The sequence below is a fragment of the Lentibacillus cibarius genome (assembly GCF_005887555.1).
Taxonomy (GTDB): Bacteria; Bacillota; Bacilli; order Bacillales; family Amphibacillaceae; genus Lentibacillus; species Lentibacillus cibarius.
On the sequence record NZ_VCIA01000001.1, the window covers coordinates 3,548,119 to 3,568,365 of the forward strand.

At 41.7% G+C, this 20,247-nt stretch carries 23 protein-coding genes; 3 read left to right on the forward strand and 20 right to left on the reverse strand.

Annotated elements, in window-relative coordinates; genetic code table 11:
* Positions 1 to 558: 558 nt before the first annotated feature.
* From narI to FFL34_RS17440, 7 genes are all read right to left on the reverse strand, one after another.
* A complete protein-coding gene (gene narI, locus FFL34_RS17410) occupies positions 559 to 1,254 on the reverse strand; it encodes a respiratory nitrate reductase subunit gamma (protein WP_138604572.1) in 696 nt (231 codons plus the stop codon).
* A gap of 165 nt (positions 1,255 to 1,419) precedes the next feature.
* Positions 1,420 to 2,022: a nitrate reductase molybdenum cofactor assembly chaperone gene (gene narJ, locus FFL34_RS17415; protein WP_138604573.1), complete on the reverse strand. Its 603-nt coding sequence runs from the start codon at positions 2,020 to 2,022 to the stop codon at positions 1,420 to 1,422.
* On the reverse strand, positions 2,022 to 3,560 hold the full coding sequence (gene narH, locus FFL34_RS17420; protein WP_234031538.1) for a nitrate reductase subunit beta: 1,539 nt from the start codon (positions 3,558 to 3,560) through the stop codon (positions 2,022 to 2,024). Before narH ends, narJ begins: the two co-directional genes overlap by 1 nt.
* Positions 3,550 to 7,236 carry a nitrate reductase subunit alpha gene (locus FFL34_RS17425; RefSeq protein WP_138604574.1) on the reverse strand — a complete coding sequence of 1,229 codons (3,687 nt, stop codon included), beginning with the start codon at positions 7,234 to 7,236 and terminating at the stop codon, positions 3,550 to 3,552. The genes narH and FFL34_RS17425 overlap by 11 nt, the downstream gene beginning before the upstream one ends.
* Positions 7,223 to 7,507 carry a hypothetical protein gene (locus FFL34_RS17430; protein WP_138604575.1) on the reverse strand — a complete coding sequence of 95 codons (285 nt, stop codon included), beginning with the start codon at positions 7,505 to 7,507 and terminating at the stop codon, positions 7,223 to 7,225. The genes FFL34_RS17425 and FFL34_RS17430 overlap by 14 nt, the downstream gene beginning before the upstream one ends.
* A gap of 19 nt (positions 7,508 to 7,526) precedes the next feature.
* The gene (locus FFL34_RS17435; protein ID WP_138604576.1) at positions 7,527 to 7,847 is read right to left on the reverse strand and encodes a hypothetical protein; all 321 of its coding nucleotides are present in this window, start codon (positions 7,845 to 7,847) and stop codon (positions 7,527 to 7,529) included.
* A 31-nt stretch (positions 7,848 to 7,878) separates the two neighbouring features.
* The gene (locus tag FFL34_RS17440; protein WP_138604577.1) at positions 7,879 to 8,295 is read right to left on the reverse strand and encodes a hemerythrin domain-containing protein; all 417 of its coding nucleotides are present in this window, start codon (positions 8,293 to 8,295) and stop codon (positions 7,879 to 7,881) included.
* A gap of 329 nt (positions 8,296 to 8,624) precedes the next feature.
* On the opposite strand from FFL34_RS17440, the gene FFL34_RS17445 reads away from it, so the two are divergent.
* The gene (locus tag FFL34_RS17445; RefSeq protein ID WP_138604578.1) at positions 8,625 to 8,894 is read left to right on the forward strand and encodes an acylphosphatase; all 270 of its coding nucleotides are present in this window, start codon (positions 8,625 to 8,627) and stop codon (positions 8,892 to 8,894) included.
* An 82-nt stretch (positions 8,895 to 8,976) separates the two neighbouring features.
* Here the strand turns inward: FFL34_RS17445 and FFL34_RS17450 are convergent, their stop codons facing one another.
* Entirely contained in the window at positions 8,977 to 9,216 is a 240-nt protein-coding gene (locus FFL34_RS17450) for a 4Fe-4S dicluster domain-containing protein (protein WP_138604579.1), read from the reverse strand.
* A gap of 147 nt (positions 9,217 to 9,363) precedes the next feature.
* Here FFL34_RS17450 and FFL34_RS17455 point away from each other — a divergent pair, with 147 nt between their 5' ends.
* On the forward strand, positions 9,364 to 10,554 hold the full coding sequence (locus tag FFL34_RS17455) for a M14 family metallopeptidase (RefSeq protein WP_138604580.1): 1,191 nt from the start codon (positions 9,364 to 9,366) through the stop codon (positions 10,552 to 10,554).
* A gap of 135 nt (positions 10,555 to 10,689) precedes the next feature.
* Here FFL34_RS17455 and FFL34_RS17460 read toward each other — a convergent pair whose 3' ends face one another.
* The 10 genes from FFL34_RS17460 to FFL34_RS17505 all read right to left on the reverse strand — a co-directional run bounded on the left by FFL34_RS17460 (position 10,690) and on the right by FFL34_RS17505 (position 16,516).
* Positions 10,690 to 10,893 (reverse strand): DUF6501 family protein, encoded by a 204-nt coding sequence (locus FFL34_RS17460; protein ID WP_138604581.1) that lies wholly within the window; start codon positions 10,891 to 10,893, stop codon positions 10,690 to 10,692.
* A gap of 52 nt (positions 10,894 to 10,945) precedes the next feature.
* On the reverse strand, positions 10,946 to 11,899 hold the full coding sequence (gene msrA / locus FFL34_RS17465; protein ID WP_138604582.1) for a peptide-methionine (S)-S-oxide reductase MsrA: 954 nt from the start codon (positions 11,897 to 11,899) through the stop codon (positions 10,946 to 10,948).
* A gap of 87 nt (positions 11,900 to 11,986) precedes the next feature.
* Positions 11,987 to 12,436, reverse strand: coding sequence for a VrrA/YqfQ family protein (gene vrrA, locus FFL34_RS17470; protein WP_138604583.1), 450 nt, complete (start codon positions 12,434 to 12,436; stop codon positions 11,987 to 11,989).
* A gap of 413 nt (positions 12,437 to 12,849) precedes the next feature.
* Complete coding sequence (locus FFL34_RS17475; RefSeq protein ID WP_138604584.1) at positions 12,850 to 13,065, reverse strand: YozE family protein; 216 nt, start codon at positions 13,063 to 13,065, stop codon at positions 12,850 to 12,852.
* Positions 13,066 to 13,083: 18 nt separating this feature from the next.
* Entirely contained in the window at positions 13,084 to 13,842 is a 759-nt protein-coding gene (tatC, locus tag FFL34_RS17480) for a twin-arginine translocase subunit TatC (protein ID WP_138604585.1), read from the reverse strand.
* 68 nt (positions 13,843 to 13,910) lie between these two features.
* Positions 13,911 to 14,102: a twin-arginine translocase TatA/TatE family subunit gene (tatA, locus tag FFL34_RS17485; RefSeq protein ID WP_138604586.1), complete on the reverse strand. Its 192-nt coding sequence runs from the start codon at positions 14,100 to 14,102 to the stop codon at positions 13,911 to 13,913.
* A gap of 18 nt (positions 14,103 to 14,120) precedes the next feature.
* Complete coding sequence (locus FFL34_RS17490) at positions 14,121 to 14,330, reverse strand: twin-arginine translocase TatA/TatE family subunit (RefSeq protein ID WP_138604792.1); 210 nt, start codon at positions 14,328 to 14,330, stop codon at positions 14,121 to 14,123.
* Between the two features lie 97 nt (positions 14,331 to 14,427).
* Entirely contained in the window at positions 14,428 to 15,012 is a 585-nt protein-coding gene (gene mobA / locus FFL34_RS17495; protein ID WP_138604587.1) for a molybdenum cofactor guanylyltransferase, read from the reverse strand.
* Between the two features lie 8 nt (positions 15,013 to 15,020).
* Complete coding sequence (locus FFL34_RS17500) at positions 15,021 to 15,512, reverse strand: dihydrofolate reductase (RefSeq protein ID WP_138604588.1); 492 nt, start codon at positions 15,510 to 15,512, stop codon at positions 15,021 to 15,023.
* Between the two features lie 47 nt (positions 15,513 to 15,559).
* On the reverse strand, positions 15,560 to 16,516 hold the full coding sequence (locus FFL34_RS17505; RefSeq protein WP_138604589.1) for a thymidylate synthase: 957 nt from the start codon (positions 16,514 to 16,516) through the stop codon (positions 15,560 to 15,562).
* A 165-nt stretch (positions 16,517 to 16,681) separates the two neighbouring features.
* Between FFL34_RS17505 and FFL34_RS17510 the strand changes: the two genes are divergently transcribed.
* Complete coding sequence (locus FFL34_RS17510; RefSeq protein WP_138604590.1) at positions 16,682 to 17,683, forward strand: C40 family peptidase; 1,002 nt, start codon at positions 16,682 to 16,684, stop codon at positions 17,681 to 17,683.
* Positions 17,684 to 17,818: 135 nt separating this feature from the next.
* Here the strand turns inward: FFL34_RS17510 and FFL34_RS17515 are convergent, their stop codons facing one another.
* Both FFL34_RS17515 and FFL34_RS17520 read right to left on the reverse strand, forming a co-directional pair.
* Positions 17,819 to 18,418 carry an HD domain-containing protein gene (locus tag FFL34_RS17515; RefSeq protein ID WP_138604591.1) on the reverse strand — a complete coding sequence of 200 codons (600 nt, stop codon included), beginning with the start codon at positions 18,416 to 18,418 and terminating at the stop codon, positions 17,819 to 17,821.
* Positions 18,418 to 20,088 carry a formate--tetrahydrofolate ligase gene (locus FFL34_RS17520; RefSeq protein ID WP_138604592.1) on the reverse strand — a complete coding sequence of 557 codons (1,671 nt, stop codon included), beginning with the start codon at positions 20,086 to 20,088 and terminating at the stop codon, positions 18,418 to 18,420. Before FFL34_RS17520 ends, FFL34_RS17515 begins: the two co-directional genes overlap by 1 nt.
* Positions 20,089 to 20,247: the final 159 nt, after the last annotated feature.

Here is a 20,247-nt window from a genome sequence, read left to right on the forward strand (position 1 = left end):
ATAATCAGGCTGACAACTAATATTAAAAGTAGGGGGGAAGCTAACAATTTAGCTTCCCAAAATATTTTTATTCTAGTTTACATAATATATATTATAGGAAGTGATTGCAAAAGGACATTTGCCTCATCTCATAATGAAGTATACTTGTGATAGTGAGATGAGACAAAAACTCGCGCTTAGAATAAACCAAGTTATATATGTTATATATATTATGAGGATTGAATACGCCAATTTTATGGTTTGCTAATCCTTGCCGTTCGTCAATGTATTTGAAAGCTCCTGTTCCGATAATCCAGTCCATTACCGTGTTTTAATCTTGGATTGTTATGTTGTTGTTACGCCATATCGCTGATCAATCTCGGCCTCGGCGTTTCATTATTTGTTTCAACTTGTGAAAAAGTTCACTCATTGTTAAAAAGCAGTCATCTCTTATGACTGCTGCTCCAAATCAACTTTATTTAAAGGTTCTTTTGTATTTACGTTGCTATAAATAACGGTCACTCATTAAAAGCAAAAAAGAACTGATGGTGTATTTTCCATCTGTTCTTTTTTGCAGCATTAGCTACTTTTCCTTTGATATTGTGCTCTTGAGCGATATTGCTGTGGTGCCCTTTTCGGATATGTCAGTGGTATACTGTAAAAATGAACGAGCCGTGTAAATGGAATAGAAGCAAAAAGTCCAAAAGCCGTTAGTGTATGCAGCTTAAAAATGAACGGTATGTTGGTCATTAATTGATATTTTGGGTCCAGAACAAATAGGCTTCTAAACCATGGTCCGATTGCTGATCGATAGTCAAATTCCTCAGGTGTATAATTTCCAAAAACAGTCATATAGGTTCCAATACCTGCAACAATCACAAGTGCAATGACAGAATAAAAATCTGCAAATGTTGCATGGACTCTCACGGGATCAATAACTATTTTACGGATTAAAAGAATGATTAAACCAGCAACAGTCATGATGCCTGCTAACGATCCGCCGTACACAGCACCCATATGATACAAATGGTCCGATACCCCAATCACCTCGTAAAATTCCATTGGGACGACAATTCCCATGATGTGACCGAAGAACGCAAAAATAATCCCCCAGTGAAATAATGGTGATCCAAATCGAAGCCACTTCTTTTCAAAAAATTCAGTAGATGGTGCAGCCCAGGTTAATTGCCGAAATGCAAAGCGATATAATAAACCAACGATCATGATAACTAATGTAGCATATGGGAAGATGACCCACCAGAAAATTTCACTCACACGATAACCCTCCTTTTGTTGTAACGCTACCCGTGAAAGTCTATTTCTCGCGGATAGTATGTTCAAATTTAGCGATATAATAATTACTTGCAAGATAAGCCACGTCCGGCTTGAACGCACAGGACGTGACGGTTTTAGCCTGCAAGGACGCTGACGCCTTTGTTCTTACCCATACATAATCGGAAATGGTAGTTCTTCCAAATCGGCTTCTTCTCGTTCATATTCCAGCTTTTCCATTTCCTGTTTTGTCGGCTCTGCAAAAACGGCATCCATTAATAATTGCAGAAACTGTCGGTACGGGTTTTCTTCTGGCAGGTTGCTCATTATACGATAGATGGCAATCCCCAGACGCCTAATCAGCCGCTCATTATCACTGCTGTCAGGTGCGACAGCCAAGAATTCCAGAAGCATCGGAATATAATCCGATAAATCTTCGTCTATCCGTTCGTAGCCCGCCTGATTAATTATATTTTGTAATTTAATCAGTGCGGCACCTCGTTTATTACTATCCCCGAGCTCATGGGCTGTTAGATACAACCCATTTTTTGCTCGAAGGTCAAATGTCGATACGTATTTTGTCTGTAACTCCTTGATTGTATAATGATTAAATGCTTGTAAAGCATCGATCATTTTTTGCTGCTTGTCAGGTGAAATGTTGTTAGTCTTAATCTCATCCTTTATGTCCTCAAGCTCATCAAGGAATGTTTCCTCCGGGTATGCTAGCAGACGGGCGCCGACAATGAGAAAGGTGCGTTCTTGCTGTTCCATTATTTTTTACCTCCGGATGTAAATGTAACCATTTGTTCCGGTGCAGTTTTTCTTCCGGAGGCGTATGTTGTAAGACCCTCCGGCGGTGCCAAATCCTCTAAGCTGCAGGCGCCTTGCTCATAATACAAATCATCATCCATTTCCCTACGTCCGGTTGGAATAACAAATCGCTCGTTGTATTTGGCAATACCCAAAAGCCGTGCCATATCCTCTATTTCTTCCGGATCCGTTTCAGCTTCTTTCAGCAGCTCACTCTGTCTGAATGAATCGACACCACCGACTGTTTTTCCACGCATGTATACCCGCATAGCCGTTAATTTCAGCAGTACTTTCCGAATAACTTTCGTATCCCCGGCGGCGAGAATCGATGCTAGATACTGCATAGGGATTCGCATTTGGTCAACGGCTGGAATATATCCGTCCGTGTTTAAATCGTCCTCATTTGTAAGGTGATTCATGATTGGGCTAAGCGGCGGCACGTACCAGACCATAGGCATTGTCCGGTATTCCGGATGCAATGGTAGCGCAATTTTCCATTTCATTGCCATTTTATAAACCGGTGAATTTTGTGCACCTTCAATCCATTCGTCGTTGATACCTGACTTCCTTGCCTCTTCAATGACTTCAGGATCAAATGGATCAAGAAATACGGACAATTGGGATTCATATAAATCCTGCGGGTCCTCCACTGATGCTGCTTCCTTCACTCTATCTGCGTCATACAGAACAACACCGATGTAGCGGATTTTTCCGACGCACGTTTCTGAGCAAATGGTTGGAAGTCCCGCTTCTGTCCGCGGATAGCAGAAATTACACTTTTCAGCTTTGTGGGTATTCCAATTGTAATAAACTTTGTGATATGGACACCCACTCATACAGAAGCGCCAGCCGCGGCACGCTTCCTGGTCCACTAGAACAATGCCATCTTCATCACGTTTATATAAGGCACCGGATGGGCAGGATGCCACACATGATGGATTCAGGCAATGCTCACAAATTCTTGGCAGATACATCATAAATGTTTTTTCATATTCTGTGGATATGTGTTCCTGTAACTTTTCAACAGTCGGATCCTGAGAAACGGACTCGGTTCCACCTGCCAGGTCATCATCCCAGTTGGGCCCCCATTCCGGTTTATCAATATACTCTCCTGTGATCATTGATTGCGGACGTGCCACTGGAAGATTTTCGCTTTTTGGGCTGTTAATTAGGTGCTGATAATCGTATGTCCAAGGTTCATAATAGTCTTCCATACTAGCCATGTCCGGGTTGTAAAAAATGTTCATCAGCTTAGAAATAGGTCCACCTGCTTTTAACTGCAGTTTACCATTTTTCAAAACCCAGCCACCTTTAAAGCGTTCCGTATCTTCCCAACGCTTAGGATAGCCGGTCCCCGGACGGGTCTCCACGTTATTGAACCACATATATTCTGTTCCAGGCCGGTTTGTCCACGTATTCTTACAGGTTACGGAACAAGTGTGGCAGCCGATACATTTATCCAAGTGCATGACCATCGCTACCTGTGCTTTAATTCTCAAGCCAATCTACCTCCTTCAATGCTCTGATGACGGCTATGGTATCCCGCTGATGCCCAGTTGGCCCGTAATAGTTAAACCCATAGCTTAACTGCGAGTAACCACCAATCATGTGTGTTCCTTTTGGCGTGATTCTTGTGACACTGTTATGGGTTCCACCACGTTTTTTGTTCATGGAGGTGGCAGGAACACCCATTGTTCGATCCTGTGCATGGTACATATACGCCATTCCTTTTGGTATCCGGTATGTGACGACTACCCTTGCTGCGATGGCGCCATTCCGGTTATAAACTTCGACAAAGTCATTATCTTTAAGCCCGATAGATGCTGCGTCATCCTCATTCATCCAGATAGTCTGCCAGCCTCTGAACAACGTCGACATATTGGTTGTATCCGTAAACATCGTATGGATGCCCCATTTTTGGTGTGGTGTCAAATACCTTACCGTAATCGATTTGTTTTCATTTTCTTCCACACCTTCCTCCTTTTTGAGGAATGGTCCATGTCTTAATGGAGGCAAATACAGTGGCAGTCCTTCACCGTAATCAAGCATCATTTCATGATCAAGATAGAAGCTCTGTCTTCCTGTCAGTGTTCTCCATGGGATGTTGTATTCCACATTTACTGTAAACGGTGAGTACCGTCGATGGTCTTTCTCCAAACCGCTCCAGACTGGCGTTGAAATTGCTTGTCGCGGCTGAATGGTTAAATCACGTAATGTATGATCCTCTTCTGCACGCGGTTTTGCAATATCTTCAAGCTTTTGCCCGGTTTTGGTTTCGAGTGACTTCCATCCGGCGACTGCCCGTTTACCATTTGTAGCGCCGGACATCAATAGAATGGCATTAATGGCCTGTTCGTCCGTATATAAATCCGGATTGCCTTTCCCGATGCCTTCACGTTTCGATTTGCCGAGACGTCCGCCTAATTCCTCGTAAACTTCCTCACCAGGGATGGTAACGCCCTTGCCACCGTAACCATTTTTTATTAGCGGGCCAACTGTTGTCATTTTTTGATAAACATTTGGATAGTCACGTTCGACCACTTTAAAGTTTGGCATCGTTTTTCCAGGAATAGCTTCGGTTTCGCCTTTACGCCAGTCTTTTACTTTCCCCATTGCTTGTGCGATTTCACCGGGTGAATCGTGACCAAGCGGTGAAGCAACCAAATCTTCCGTTGCTGGGAGATGTTTTTCGGCTAGTTCTGAAAACACTTTGCTAATTTCCCTGAATGTATTCCAGTCGCTTTTTGCTTCCCATGGCGGTGAAATAGCTGCATTGAACGGGTGAACGAACGGATGCATGTCTGTACTGCTAATATCATTCTTTTCATACCATGTCGCGGCAGGTAGAACGATATCAGAAAACAGTCCGGAACTTGTCATACGAAAATCGACACTAACAAGAAGATCCGCTTTACCCGTAGGTGCTTCCCCATCCGTATTGACGGTTTCCGGCTGCCATGAGTTTTCCGGTTCCGCCATTACCTGGTTGTCACCCCCGACTAGATGTTTAACAAAAAACTCGTGTCCTTTTCCGCTGTCTCCAAGCAAATTGGAACGCCAGTTGAAAAACACCCGCGGGAAGTTTCTTGGGTCGTCAGGATGCTCAATCGCCCAATCTATTTCGTTGTCTTTTATTTGGCTAACGATATCATCAATAATCTCTTGTTCCGTTTGCGCCCCTCGATCACGGCTTTCTTTAACCAGATCAATAGAGTTTTGTGAAAACTGCGGAAAGGAAGGTAACCATCCAAGTCTTGCAGCCAGTGCGTTCAGATCTGCTGGGTGCATGTCATTATACTTACCTCCCCAATCCGTCTTTTCAGCATCATCCGGCAGGCTTTCATAACGGAACTGGTCGGTGATGAAATAAAAATAGGATGTACCATTTTGGTGACGCGGTGGTTTCTGCCAGTCACCGGCAAAGGCAACTTGCTGCCAGCCTTCCTGTGGGCGTACTTTTTCCTGTCCGACGTAATGGGCCCAGCCGCCGCCATTGACACCTTGTGAGCCTGTCAGAAGTACCAGGTTCAAAATGGCACGATAAATCTGATCACTGTGATACCAATGGTTTGTTCCGCCACCCATAGCAATCATCGACTTCCCTTTTGTCCGTTCAGCATTGTCAGCGAACTCACGCGCCACTTTGATGACATGATTTTTATTAACACCTGTAATTGACTCCTGCCAAGCCGGAGTATATGGTTTTGGATCATCATAATTAGATGGGTAGTCACCCGGTAGACCACGGTCAATGCCAGTGTGCGCCATCATCAAATCATAAACGGTTGTTACTTTTACACGGTTCCCGTTAACATCCTGTATTTCTCTTACAGGTACACCGCGTTTAACAATGTCCCCTTCTTTTTCCGCGAAATAAGGGAAACTTACTGTGACCGTATCATCATAGCGATTAATGAAACTTAGCTCTGGGTCTATGAAACTACCATCGTTTTTATCAAGCTGGAGATTCCAATTACTTCCGCCATCCCAGCGAAAGCCCATACTGCCATTTGGAGCTTCCAGTGTATTAGCTACAGCATCCCACACAAGTGTTTTCCATTCGCCGAGTTCGTGTTCATCATTCAAATCGGATGCGCGAAGAAAACGATCACTGCGATATTCCCCATTCTGTTCATTCAAGGTTACTAGGTAAGGCAAGTCGGTAAACTTTTTAGCGTAATCGGTAAAGTAAGGTGTCTCTTTATCGACATAAAACTCTTTTAAAATAACATGTGTCATAGCCATTGCCAGGGCAGCATCCGTACCGGCGCGTGCCGGGAGCCAAATATCGGCAAATTTCTCATATTCCGCATAGTCCGGGCTGACACCGACAACTTTGGTTCCGTTATATCTCGCTTCTACCATAAAGTGGGCATCCGGTGTCCGCGTTTGCGGTAGATTGGTTCCCCAAATGATAAAGTATTTGGAATTGAACCAGTCAGCACTTTCCGGAACGTCTGTTTGTTCCCCCCATACTTGCGGAGAAGCCGGTGGTAAGTCGGCATACCAGTCATAAAAGCTTAGAATGGTACCACCGATTAACGAAAGAAAACGTGTACCAGCAGAATAACTGACCATCGACATAGCCGGTATTGGACTAAATCCTGCCACACGGTCCGGCCCATATTTTTTAATAGCATGGATAGAAGCACTGGCAATCATCTCACTCATGTCCCGCCATGTCGCACGAACAAAACCGCCTCTTCCACGCGCTTGGACATATTGGGCACGTTTCTCAGGTGTACTGACAATGTTCTGCCATGCTTCCACAGGGTCAAAACCTGCTTCACGCTCTTCTTTCCAAAGTGCAAACAAATCACTGCGCACATATGGATATTTCACGCGTATCGGGCTGTATGTGTACCATGAAAAGCTGGCCCCTCTTGGACAGCCGCGCGGTTCGTATTCCGGAAAATCATCGCCGGTACTCGGATAGTCTGTCTGCTGGGTTTCGGACGTGATGATACCGTCTTTCACATAGATTTTCCAGCTGCATGAGCCGGTGCAGTTGACGCCATGTGTTGACCGGACAACTTTATCATGTTGCCAGCGTCTCCGATATATATCTTCTGAATCACGCGGACGGGTGCTCTCTTCCGTCCAGCCATCATTAATTCGATTTCCCGCTTTAATATGTCTTAAACTTTCAAATAGTTTATTTTTATTCTTTTTCATTTGCTTCACCGTCCTGTGTCGCTTCAATTGGGTTAAATCGCTCCCCTAGAATTTTGAAACTACCACTGCCTGCCTCCATTTCTTCCAGGAAAATCTTTAAGCTTGGAACGTTTGAAGCAACAAGTATTAAGCGTTCCAATGTATTGTAATCTTTTATGTCATAAATGGTCTCGATGACTTTTGGTGGAATTTCACCAAATCGCATCTTCAAAATCGCTATTAAATCCTCTCGATCCTCAACATTATTTGCTTCATCTTCAAACATGAACATGTTTAGTCATCCTTTCCTATTACGGTTTCATCATCCGGTAATAATCGGCAATCATCACTTCTTTGCATGATTCCCCAACGCTTTCAATGAATTCCAACAGTTCCGTATCAAAGTTTTGCAAGGCCTCGTCTGTAAATGATTGGGATTTCTGATGAGCATATCCATCCCCGTAATAAAGGAACAGTTTGTACCCGGACGCTTCTTTCACAGCATAAACTTGGATATCGTATGGGTGGATATTGTAAAGTTCTTCCAATTTTGTTGTTATAAAGTTGTATAGTTCCGGAAGAATAATGCGTAGTGTCCGTTTTTTACTGGATGCAGTTTGTTCGGGATGCAAGATGTTTCACCTCCTGAGTGAATAAGTTGGATCAGTGATCCGGGAGCACTTCCATCTCTTTTTGATTATGCAGTTGATCAACGATAATCAATGAATGAAATCGTTGTACGACATCACTGTTTACGCCGTGTTCCGGCAGTAACTGTTTGACTTCAGCGACTAGAAGCCGCAGTAAATCGTGATCACGTGTCAGCGCAACAATGTCATCCTTTAACTCCGGATTATCTTCAACGAGATCTTTATATAAACCTTCTTCTTCTGCTTCGGCGTGAGCGAGGGTTCTTGTTTCCCATTGTTCAAGAAGCACATATGATAATTCCATTGCTTTTTCTTCTTGACTGTTATCGACAAGTTTTTCGAGCATTTTCGTCAGCTCTATCGCCTCATTCAATGTTGCTTCATGAATAGCAGAATGGCTGTCGATACGTTTTAAAGCTGGACCTGACAATACGATTCACTCCTATGCTTTAATAATAATGAAGAGATTACTAGATTAAGTCGGCTAGCCCTTGCCATCTAACAACTTCCACCAGCTTATCTCTGTTTTCCGGAATTTAATTCCGTGTTTTTCAGCATATCACGTTGGTTAGCGTGCAAACAAATCTGACACGACAAATCTCCACCAAAATGTGACAATCATCACAAAAACATAGCAACAGTATTGTCGATATTTTTCTATTGACAATAGGTGCAGGTTTTGATATGCAAGAAAATGACGTTTGAAAATGAACGATGCGTCTATATATTAGTAGACAAGATGAAAAGGAGACGATAAAGATGTTAGCCCAAGTTACCGTTAGTGGACGCGTTCAAGGAGTAGGATTCAGATATTCGGCTCAGCAGCAGGCTAAAAATTATCAGTTGACCGGATGGGTTCAAAACAAAGCAGACGGTACAGTTGAGCTGGAAGTTGAAGGTGATGAACAGCGGGTTCATGCATATTTGCGAGCGTTAGAAAAAGGGTTCAGCCCGTTTATTCGGGTGGAGAATATGGAAGTTAATCTAAATGAGAATGAAAAAGGTTATGATGACTTTTCTATAAAGTGAAAGTTTAGTTTTATTGCCCGATCATGAGTATAAAATAAAAACCGCTGATTCCAGCGGTTTTTGTCTAATTTGAATTTCTGCTTTAACGGTTCTCAAAAAATTGGCGGTTTAATTCTATATATTTATTTTCCTCTTCCGGCACTTCATCTTCCATATAAATAGCTTCAACCGGACATACCGCCTCACATGCTCCACAATCGATGCAAATATCAGGATCAATATAGAACATGTCTTTGCCTTCTTCTATACAATCAACAGGGCAAACTTCCACACATTCCCCTGATTTTTCATTTATGCAAGGTGATGTTATGATAAATGCCAACGTTACTCCTCCTTTAGATTGGACGAAATCAATAAACTATACAAATAATATTACAGAACTTTGTCGGCAAGTTCAAGCATTGAAACACATTCCTGGGCTTTTATACATATTATTTACTATTGGAATTATCAAAGGGAGAGGTTTTTTATGGAGGTCATCATTCGGTCTAATGACTCGTTTTGGTATTACAGTGAATTGTTTGATATCCCGCTTGTCTTGATCGAACAATCGAATCTGTCGTCCAATCCGTATCATTTAACTATAGGTGAAACAGTGCAAATACCCGGCTATATTGCAACTAGCAGGCAAATATGTAGGAATGATTCGTTTTGGAACATCGCCATGGAACAGAATTTACCAGTCGATATGCTCCAATTGGCTAATCCTTTAATTGATCCTGTTAATTTACAAGTCGGACAACATATCACCATCCCGCAACGTGTCAATCAATTACTATTAACGGATTTTAATCATTATACATTTGATCAAATGGTACGTGACATCAAGCAGCTGACTACCGTTTATCCATTTATCAAACAACAGATAATAGGCCGTTCCGTTATGGGAAAAGATTTAATCGAACTGCAGATTGGAAATGGAAGTAAACAGGTTCATTTGAATGGGTCATTTCATGCTAACGAATGGATTACAACCCCTGTCATTATGCGGTTTTTAAATGAGTATGCACGAGCATTGACGAATAGACTTCCGATAAGAGGAATGCAAGTATACCCTCTTATTTTAAACACGAATTTATCCGTAGTTCCTATGGCCAACCCCGATGGTGTGAATCTTGTTCTTAATGGCGCTTCTGCAGCTGGCCCTTACCGTGATGAGGTATTGGCCTTAAATAATCAAAATCCGGATTTCTCAAATTGGAAGGCGAATATTGCCGGGGTTGATTTGAATAACCAATATCCTGCACGATGGGACGTCGAAGCAGCCCGAAAGCCCAATTCACCTCAGCCGAGAGATTATCCGGGACCACATCCATTGTCGGAACCAGAAGCGCTTGCCATGGCAAAGTTAGCTAATACACGAAACTTTTGGCGAGTCAATGCTTTGCATACGCAAGGTGAAGTTATTTACTGGGGCTATGAGGGTCTCGAACCGCCTGCAGCACAGGAAATAGTCAGTGAATACAGTCGTGTAAGCGGATATCGCCCTGTTCGTTATATTGATAGTTATGCCGGTTTCAAAGACTGGTTCATAAAAGAATTTAGAAGACCCGGATTTACTGTCGAACTGGGTACAGGTGTCAATCCGTTGCCGTTTAGCCAGTTTGAGGAAATCTATCAGGAAACACTGGGGATCATGCTTGCAAATTTATATATGTAGTAAGTAATGAAAAACACCGTTCTCTCCTCTTCTTATAGAGAATTCCGAAGTTTTTCCTATCATTCCAGTTAATTTAAAAATAACAGGCAGAATAGTGCCTGTTATTTTTATAAGCTAATGTCATGTGCAGTCGGCTTATATCTCCTTGAAATAATCCTTGTAAAATCCACCGATTCGTCCGCTGTTATCGATAATAAAGTAAAATTCATCGGTTTCATTTTTGACATGGTATCGTTCTCCTGGTGTCAGTTTATTATTTACGACGAATTTTTTAGCATCGGTATGGATGCATTCAATCATTTTTACTGTTTCACGTTCTTTCCAGTTTAAGTGAATCATTAGTCAACGCTCCTGTTCGGTTTCTTGTTAACATAATAATATTATTGTAAACTTATCCAAAAAGGTATAAATAACGCCCGTACCCTTTATCTTTCATTTCTTCTTTCGGTATAAATTTCATTGCAGCGGAGTTCATACAATAACGTAGACCACCTTTGTCTTTCGGTCCATCGTTAAAAACATGGCCCAAGTGGGAATCAGCCTGTTTGCTCCTTACTTCGGTACGAATCATACCGTGACTGGTGTCTGTGTTTTCTTTTACAAGGTAAGGATCAACCGGTTTGGTAAAGCTTGGCCATCCGCATCCCGCATCAAATTTATCCTGGGAGGAGAATAAGACATCTCCGGAGATAAGATCTACATAAATTCCTTCTTCCTCATTATCCCAGTATTCGTTGGAGAATGGCCTTTCCGTTCCATTTTCTTGTGTAACGCTATACTGAATAGGTGTTAATTGCTCCTTCAGTTTTGCTGAATCGACCTTTTGCTGCCAATTTTCCTTAATAAAGTCTTCCCGACCGGAACCTTTCTTGTAAAGACGGTAATGGAATGCTTGCTTTTTATAGTAATCCTGGTGTTCCTCTTCTGCTTTATAGAATGGTTTAGCCGGTATAATCGGTGTAACAATCGGTTTGGAAAATTTCCCACTTGCTTCGATATTTTGCTTAGACTCCTCCGCTAGTTGCTTCTGTTTATCGTTATGGTAAAAAATGGCAGTCTGGTAGGACTCACCCCGATCATTAAACTGTCCGTCCGCATCGGTTGGATCAATCTGTTGCCAAAAGGTGCTTAGAAGTTCTTCGTAAGGCATAACTTCAGGATCGAATGTAATCTGCACTGCTTCGACATGCCCAGTTGTGTTCGAGCACACTTCCTCATAGGTCGGGTTTTCGGTGTTACCGCCCGTATAACCTGAAACGACATTCAGGATACCCGGACGCTCGTCAAATGGTTCGACCATACACCAAAAACACCCGCCTGCAAATGTTGCCAATTCGGTTGTCATAAGATACCCCCACTTTAATTTCTATAGCGTAACCCTATTTTTTCGTTTTTATCGAAAAAAATCAAGTCGTTTGCCTAAATGGAGATATTAAATAAAAAGTTTTGGTACCGATTCACCTGTTTTGTCAACATCCTCATTTGCATCTGTTTGAACGCTTTCCAAATACATATCTGCAGGCAAGCTTTCGTCTTCACCTTCAGGAAGCGATTCAGATGTATCTTGTTTTTCTGTATCTTCTTCTTCACTGTCACTTAAAGCTTTCATTAATTGAAACATCGTCGGCAGATTTTTAAGCATGGGTCCATACTGTTGTATAATTGGTGCTGCCGATTGAACGGTTTTTAGAATCTGCTGCAGACTACTCAGTTTATGTGAGAAATTGCTGATTCGCTCTGGTGATAATAAACGCTGGGTGTTCTGAGGCGTTAAAAGTTGCTGTATACCACTTGTGGGCTGGAACTGTGGCGGTTGTGCCGGGAATCTCCCTTGCTGATTTAGATAATAATTACTAGGTTGCTGCTGAATTGGCCATACCATTACTATCCTCCCCTTCCATCATGGTCACTTACATTATTGTACGTGACAAACGTGTAAAAGGTGTTAGGCCAGCCAACTATATTGGGGTTCTTCCAACAACAAGAAAGCCTTTACTTTATCAGTAAAGGCTTTAACCATTAGTCACTAGCTATTTCTGCTGCGATGATAAAACCAAAAGAACCTGTAAGAATGATACCGAAGACAATAACCGGAAACATAATATCAACCCCTTTTCCTATCCTATAGTTTCATTATACTGGATAGGTGGTCGATCTGACGACTTAATGTTTGACGATTTCATGATAATTCCCTGTTAAAATAAAATATTTCCCGGGCAACCGCATAAATCAGCACATTTTTCACAGTGTAGCATTGGTTTATGACGAAAAAACACGCATTAAGGGAAAATGTGTCTAATCAGTTTTCTGATAAGTTTCCCAAAGGTCATCAAAGACAACTAACGCATTCGAGAAAGGACTGTTCCATTCCAAATAGTTGCTAATCTCGTGGTAGTCTGTAGACTGCTTCGGAAAATCATGGTCAAAGAAAATCCAATTAGCCAGTCTACTTTTATCGTCCGGTTCCTTTTTCCCTCTATAAGTTAGTACATAATGATAAAACGAACGCATGGTACACCTCCGAGATGTCTAACTATCTTCATTCATAAACTCCTGATGTTTTTTTAACTTTTTTCGGTATACTGTTTGAGACAGCAAAATACTGATTTCATATAAAACAACTAACGGAACGGCCACAACTAGCTGCAACATAAAATCAGGCGGTGTGATCAGCGCACCAATAATAACAAGAATTAAATAGGCGTACTTTCTTGATTTCCGCATGAAAGCCGGTGTAATAATTCCTAGACGTGTAAGGAACATGGCAATAATGGGAATTTCGAAAAAAAAGGCAAATGGAATAACAATCCGGAATAAAAGTTTGAAATAACGATCATATGTAAAAATCTCAACGAACATGTCATTATTTAATGAAAGCAAAAACGGAACAATTAGTTCAACAAAAATGGTATAGCCGAATACGATGCCAATAAGAAATAGAACGAAAATAACCGGCACATACAATAGTGTCACCTTTCGCTCAGGCTTTGTCAGTCCGGGTTTTATGAAGAGCCAGATTTGCAGGCACAAAATCGGCAATGTTCCAACAATGGCAATCAATCCCGCAAGTGTAATATAGACAGATATTAAATCGGTTAGACCAGTAACACTCAATGTAAAGGGTAAATCAGCAGCAATAAAATCATAAATTTCTTCTACATAAACGAACCCCGCTGCAAAAAATAAAATAAAGAATACTGCTGTGACAATTAGTCGATTCCGTAACTCGGATAGATGCCCTACTACATTCATTTCTTTTTCATTGTCAAATTGCTGCTCATCAGCCATTTGTTCACGCTCCTAGTGGTACACATAAAAGAAGATGTAAGGTTACCCCTACACCCTTGCCGCTTCGATTATTTATTCGATGTATGATCATCATTACTGGAATCATCATCTGATACAATGCCTTTAGTAGCACTTTTAAATTCCTTTAATGAACTACCAAACGCTTTACCGATTTCCGGAAGCTTGGACGGACCGAAAACAATCAAAGCAATAATTAGAATTAAAATTAATCCTGGAATACCGATACTACCTAACCCCATCATCATCACTCCGCATTATTATTTATTTTTATTATCATTAACAATCTTCTTGACTTCATTAACCTCATCTTTAATATCACTGGTTGAATCCTGGGCTGAGTTCTTAAATTCCTTTAATGTATGACCTGCCGCTTTTCCTATCTCGGGCAATTTTTTTGGACCGAAAACCACCAATGCAATAACCAGAATGAGAATAAGTCCTGGAAATCCAATGCTACCTAATCCCATCATCATCATCCTCTTCTATATATAATTTGTTTTCAAGAGGCTAACCTTCTACTAATTCCTAAGATAAGTGTAACACGTCTAACAACCGCCGCACAACTTATAAATGCTTTGCTTTTTCATATTGGTGTGGATAGTTCATGTTAAAAAAATGTTTCAATAATAAATAATCATCGATACCTTCATAGTTTGATACATATCGCACATTTATATGTTCAAACAATGTTCGCACTTTTCGTTGATCTTTTTCTAATAGGTTTTCAACTTCAGGCAAGACTCGTTTTTGGTATATGCCTGAAAGAGGGTGCATTTTCTCATTATATACCGGGATTACCGCGTCATGATCATAGCTGTCCATGGCATCTAGAAGCAAGCGGTAGACTTTCCTGTTAATAAGTGGCGTATCGCACGCAGCAAATGCACATATATCGTTGCTGGAATGATATAAACCCGCTTCGATACCTGCCAATGGGCCTTTATGTTTGTACCTGTCACAATAGATATCTGTCCCCAAAAAAGCGTAAGGCGCTGGGTCATTCGAAATGACAGCCCTGTAATGGCAGAAGTGACTTAGTTCATCATTAATATGAGCGATGGCAGGCTTGCCATTAATTCCCAATAATGATTTATTTGTCCCCATCCGTGATGATTGCCCGCCTGCAAGAATTATTCCACTGATTTGCATAGTCAACCTCACCGAGCCCGATCATACTGGAGGAAGTAATAGGTATAAGGGTTTTTATCATTTTGTTCTCCCCTCTTCCTTGATGTTAGCTGCCAGTCTTCTTCATTAAAGGAAGGAAAATATGTATCCCCCTTAAACGTTTCATCAATTCGTGTAATGTACATACGGTCGGCATGGGGAAGAAGCTGCCGAAAGATATCCGCACCGCCGATGACGAATATTTCTGCATCTGAATGCCGGCGATTCCATTCAAGAACTGCATCGATGTCATGAACTACTTCAATTCCTTCCGGGAAGCCTGTTTGTTTACGTGTGATAACAACATTTGTACGATTTGGTAAAGGCTTACCAATTGCCTCAAACGTCTTCCGCCCCATGAAAATAGTGTTGCCCGTCGTCTTTTGTTTGAAAAATTTTAAGTCGTTCGGTAGATACCACGGCAAGTCATTTTGGTATCCAATTACCTGATTCTGATCCATGGCCACCAGTAGTGAAATCATCTGTTAAAACCTCCTTCTAAATTTGGTTTAAGTTTCTCACTCGATTTTTATACCGCTATCGGCGCTTTAATGGCTGGGTGCGGGTGATACCCCTTAAGTTCAAAATCTGACATATCAAAATCAAAGACAGAATCCTTATCCTTGTTGATTTCCAGTGATGGCAATGCCCGTATATCGCGCCCTAGCTGTGTTTTCACCTGTTCTACATGGTTCGTGTAAATGTGCGCATCTCCTAACGTATGAACGAATTCGCCAGCCTGAAAGCCGCATTCATGTGCAATTAAATGCGTCAGTAGTGCATAGCTTGCTATATTAAAAGGTACACCCAAAAACATATCAGCACTACGCTGGTACAATTGACATGAAAGTTTTCCTTCCGCTACATAAAATTGAAACAACGTATGACATGGTGCAAGTGCCATATTCGGTATGTCTTCGGGATTCCATGCCGTTACAATGTGTCTGCGTGAATCGGGATTGTTGCGGATGGAATCGACTGTTTCCTTCAGTTGATCAATCGTTTCATCGCGGGATGTTTTCCAGGCGCGCCACTGTTTTCCGTAAACGTCCCCTAAGTCTCCATATTTTTCCGCAAATGACTGATCGTGCAGAATGCGCTCCTTAAAGCGGTTCATTTGCTTCTGGTACGTTTCACGAAAAGCTGCATCCTGCTGACTTCGTTTACCGAAATTCGTCATATCGGGGCCATCATACGCGTCGCTTTCCACCCATTTTTTAAATGCCCATTCGTTCCAGATATTATTGTTATGCTGCAGTAAATAGCGGATGTTTGTATCCCCTTTAATAAACCAGAGAAGTTCACTTGCAACCAAACGAAACGGTACTTTTTTCGTCGTCAAAAGCGGAAATCCTTCGCTCAGATCAAACCGCATCTGTTGACCGAAAACAGAATATGTTCCTGTGTTCGTCCTGTCTGCTTTTTTTATTCCGTTTTCAAGTATGTATTTACATAAATCTAGATAACCACGTTCACCGATTAACATGTTATACCCTCCCATCATAATCCGTTTATAAAGCTTATCCTCATCATTATACCATAATAATAGAACACAGTATTGTAACACAATCGTTAACCCGCTATGCGCATATAGCTAATTACCATTACATAAATCTCTTAAAAGCAGTCACACATGAAAGGGGATATTCGCATGCTGAATGGTACAATCCAATATGTGGTTAAACAAACCATTATATATAGCTATGTGCTAAGTCAGCCGTTTGCAGTATACGTTGATGCATATCCTGCACTCCAAGATGAACAGTTGTTCAAAGCTGAACAACTAGTGTCCGGACAACACGGTGAGGCTGTTCGGACTATGCAGCATAAATGGAACCATTTGTCCTATTTCGATGAAGCGATTGATGGAGAATATCGTATACTTACCGAACATGCACTAAAAAAATTCCAAAAGGATTACCAGATTACGATTACTAGCAAAACCAATCTAAAAACTTTGCAAACAATTGTTGATAAAGAGAACAAACGATATAAGGAACAATTAAAAGATATGTCTGATACCATTCATCCGGAAATGAACCATAGTGATGTCACAATTGTCCAGCGCGCACTAAAGCATCTTGATTACTATGAAGGTGAAGTTGACGGTATCTATGGAATACGCACACAAAAAGCCCTGGAGGCAGCAGAAGAAAAACTTGGTATGCAGCTGGTCGATGATAATGCCTTGGAAAAACTGCACGAACAAAAACAGGCAACGTATAGCCGTCAGGTTGCCCAAAAGTCAGCATCTGAAGCGGATCAGGAAATGAAGAAAATAAAGGTTAGCAGTACATCCCATTCCGGTGCTGTTGAATCTGCATACGCACAAATAGGAACACCTTATGACTGGGGTGGAGAGTCACCATCAGGTTTTGATTGTAGTGGTTTTATTCAATACATTTTTCAAATGGAAAACATCAAGCTTCCTCGGACGGTCAGTGAAACGTGGAACTCCACCGTTCCCGTCGGCAAACCCTCCGTCGGGGATCTTGTGTTTTTTGAAACATATAAACCAGGCCCGTCCCACATGGGGATATATGTTGGCGATGAAAAATTCATTCATGCTGGAGAATCACGGGGTGTTGAAATCAGCAAGCTAGAAGATTCTTATTGGAAACAGCGCTATTTAGGGGCTAGAAGTGTACAATAAGTTCGATAGATACCAATAATACAACCTTAGTGTTGTACGTATTTAGATCTATTCGAGCAAAAAGGAGGCACTTTTTGCTCGAATACTTTTAACGGAAATCCCGTTTAACGGTTTGAGAGGGATGTAGCATTTAACCTATTGCCACTCCTGCAAAAACTGTTGTAAATACATCTCCATAAACTGATGCCGGTGTACAGCAATTTCTTTTGCAGTTTCTGTATTCATCGTATCTTTCAGTGTTAATAATTTATCATAAAAATGTTGTATCGATGTGTTCCTCTGTCTGGCATCATCGTCGTGCCAAAGCAATTGTCCATTCGACCCGCCATAAGCGAACGTTCGAGCAATACCTACTGCTCCAATCGCATCCAGCCGGTCAGCATCCTGAACGATTTTCCCTTCCAGTGTCTCTGGAATGCGTCCTTTATGAAAAGCTATATCATCTATTGCCCTTATAACACGGTCAACCTGACAATGTGTACAGCTGATCTTATGCAGGAACACTTCCATTTCCTTGATTGCCAGGGTACTGTCTGTAAATAACTTTGGATCACCAATATCATGTACCCAAGCAGCAGTTTCACATATAAATGGATTGGCTTGTTCGTTGCTCGCAATTTTCTTCGCCATCCGGGCGACTCGCTTCATATGGAAAAAGTCATGCCCGCTTGCATCGTCGCTGAATATGTTGTAAATATAGTTGCGTATCGCCACTAGTTGACTGTCATTGTCCATTAAAACAATCCTTTTATCTTTCCATCTTTGTCGACATCCATGTTCAATGCAGCAGGTTTTTCCGGCAAACCAGGCATTGTCATCATATTACCGGTCAGCACAACGATAAAACCTGCACCGATAGATGGCCGTAGTTCTCTGATAGTAACGGTGAAATTTTCCGGACGCCCGATTAATGCAGGGTCATCTGACAGGGAATACTGTGTTTTTGCCATACATACCGGAAGATTCCCCCACCCCTGTTCTTCATAAAAGGCAAGCTGTTTTTTTGCTTGGGCGGATAACTCAATGTCATTAGCACCGTATACGTTTTGGGCCACTTTACGTATCTTGGTTTCAAGGCGTTCATCGGTGCCATAGACATACTGAATTTTTTCTTCGGAACCCTCAGCAATAGCAATAACTTTTTCGGCAAGGTCAATCCCACCTAATCCGCCATTTGCATAAACATCCGTTAGCGCTACGTCGGCATCACGGGATTCACACCATGACTTAACAAAGTTGATTTCCGCATCCGTATCTGTCGGGAATTTATTAATGGCCACTACAAAAGGAAGTCCAAACGAATCAATTGTTTCCATATGCTTCTTCAGATTTTCCATACCTGCTTTTAGCGCCTGCACATTTTCTTCTTTCAGATTGTCACGATTAAGCCCGCCGTGCATTTTCAAGGCACGAACTGTCGCAACAATAACAACGGCACTAGTATTGATGTTACCGGCACGAGACTTGATGTCAAGAAATTTTTCCGCGCCTAAGTCAGCACCAAAGCCGGCCTCGGTTACTGCATAATCCCCTAATTTTGCTGCGGTTTTAGTTGCCATGATGCTGTTACAGCCATGTGCAATATTGGCGAATGGACCTCCGTGAATAATGGCTGGTGTATTTTCGGTCGTCTGGACCAGGTTTGGTTTAAGAGCATCTTTAAGTAATAGTGTAAGCGCACCCTCAATTTCCAGATCTTTCACTGTAACAGGTTCTTCATTATACGTGTAGCCGATAACAATGTTTGCAATTCGTTCTTTCAGATTTTTAAGGCTCGTAGCCAAACATAGAATGGCCATAATTTCAGATGCTACTGTTATATTAAAACCATCTTCTCTAGGAACACCACGTGAAGGACCACCAAGCCCGACAACAATCTGTCGTAACGCTCGGTCATTCATGTCCATAACCCGTTTCCACTCTACCCGACGTGGATCGATTTGCAGTTTGTTTCCCCGATGTATATGGTTGTCAATCATTGCAGCCAATGCATTGTTTGCCGTTGTGATGGCATGGAGATCACCTGTGAAGTGTAAATTAATGTCCTCCATCGGCAAGACTTGAGCGTATCCTCCGCCTGCTGCTCCACCTTTTAATCCCATAACAGGTCCGAGCGATGGTTCGCGCAGGGCAATTAGTGCCTTTTTGCCAAGTTTTGCAAGTGCTTGTCCAAGTCCAACAGTTACTGTCGATTTTCCTTCCCCGGCAGGTGTTGGATTGATGGACGTAACCAGTACTACTTTCCCATCTGGTCGATCACGCAATTTATCCATCAGACCATTTGAAAGTTTGGCCTTCGTGTGCCCATATGGTTCCCAATCATCTTTTGTCAGACCTAATTCATTGGTTATCCCCTCAATAGGTTCCAGTGTGGCTTCCTGTGCTATCTCAATATCTGTTTTCATTGTGGGTGCTCCTTCCCCTATTTATTATTTCCAGTGTAACGTATTAATACATTTTTTTGTATAAGAACGCTTTCACTTTTTTACTGTTATATGTATAAAATCATATAAAGTAGGGTAAATTCTTGACTGAGGGTCTAAAATAAGCTATATTAGACACAA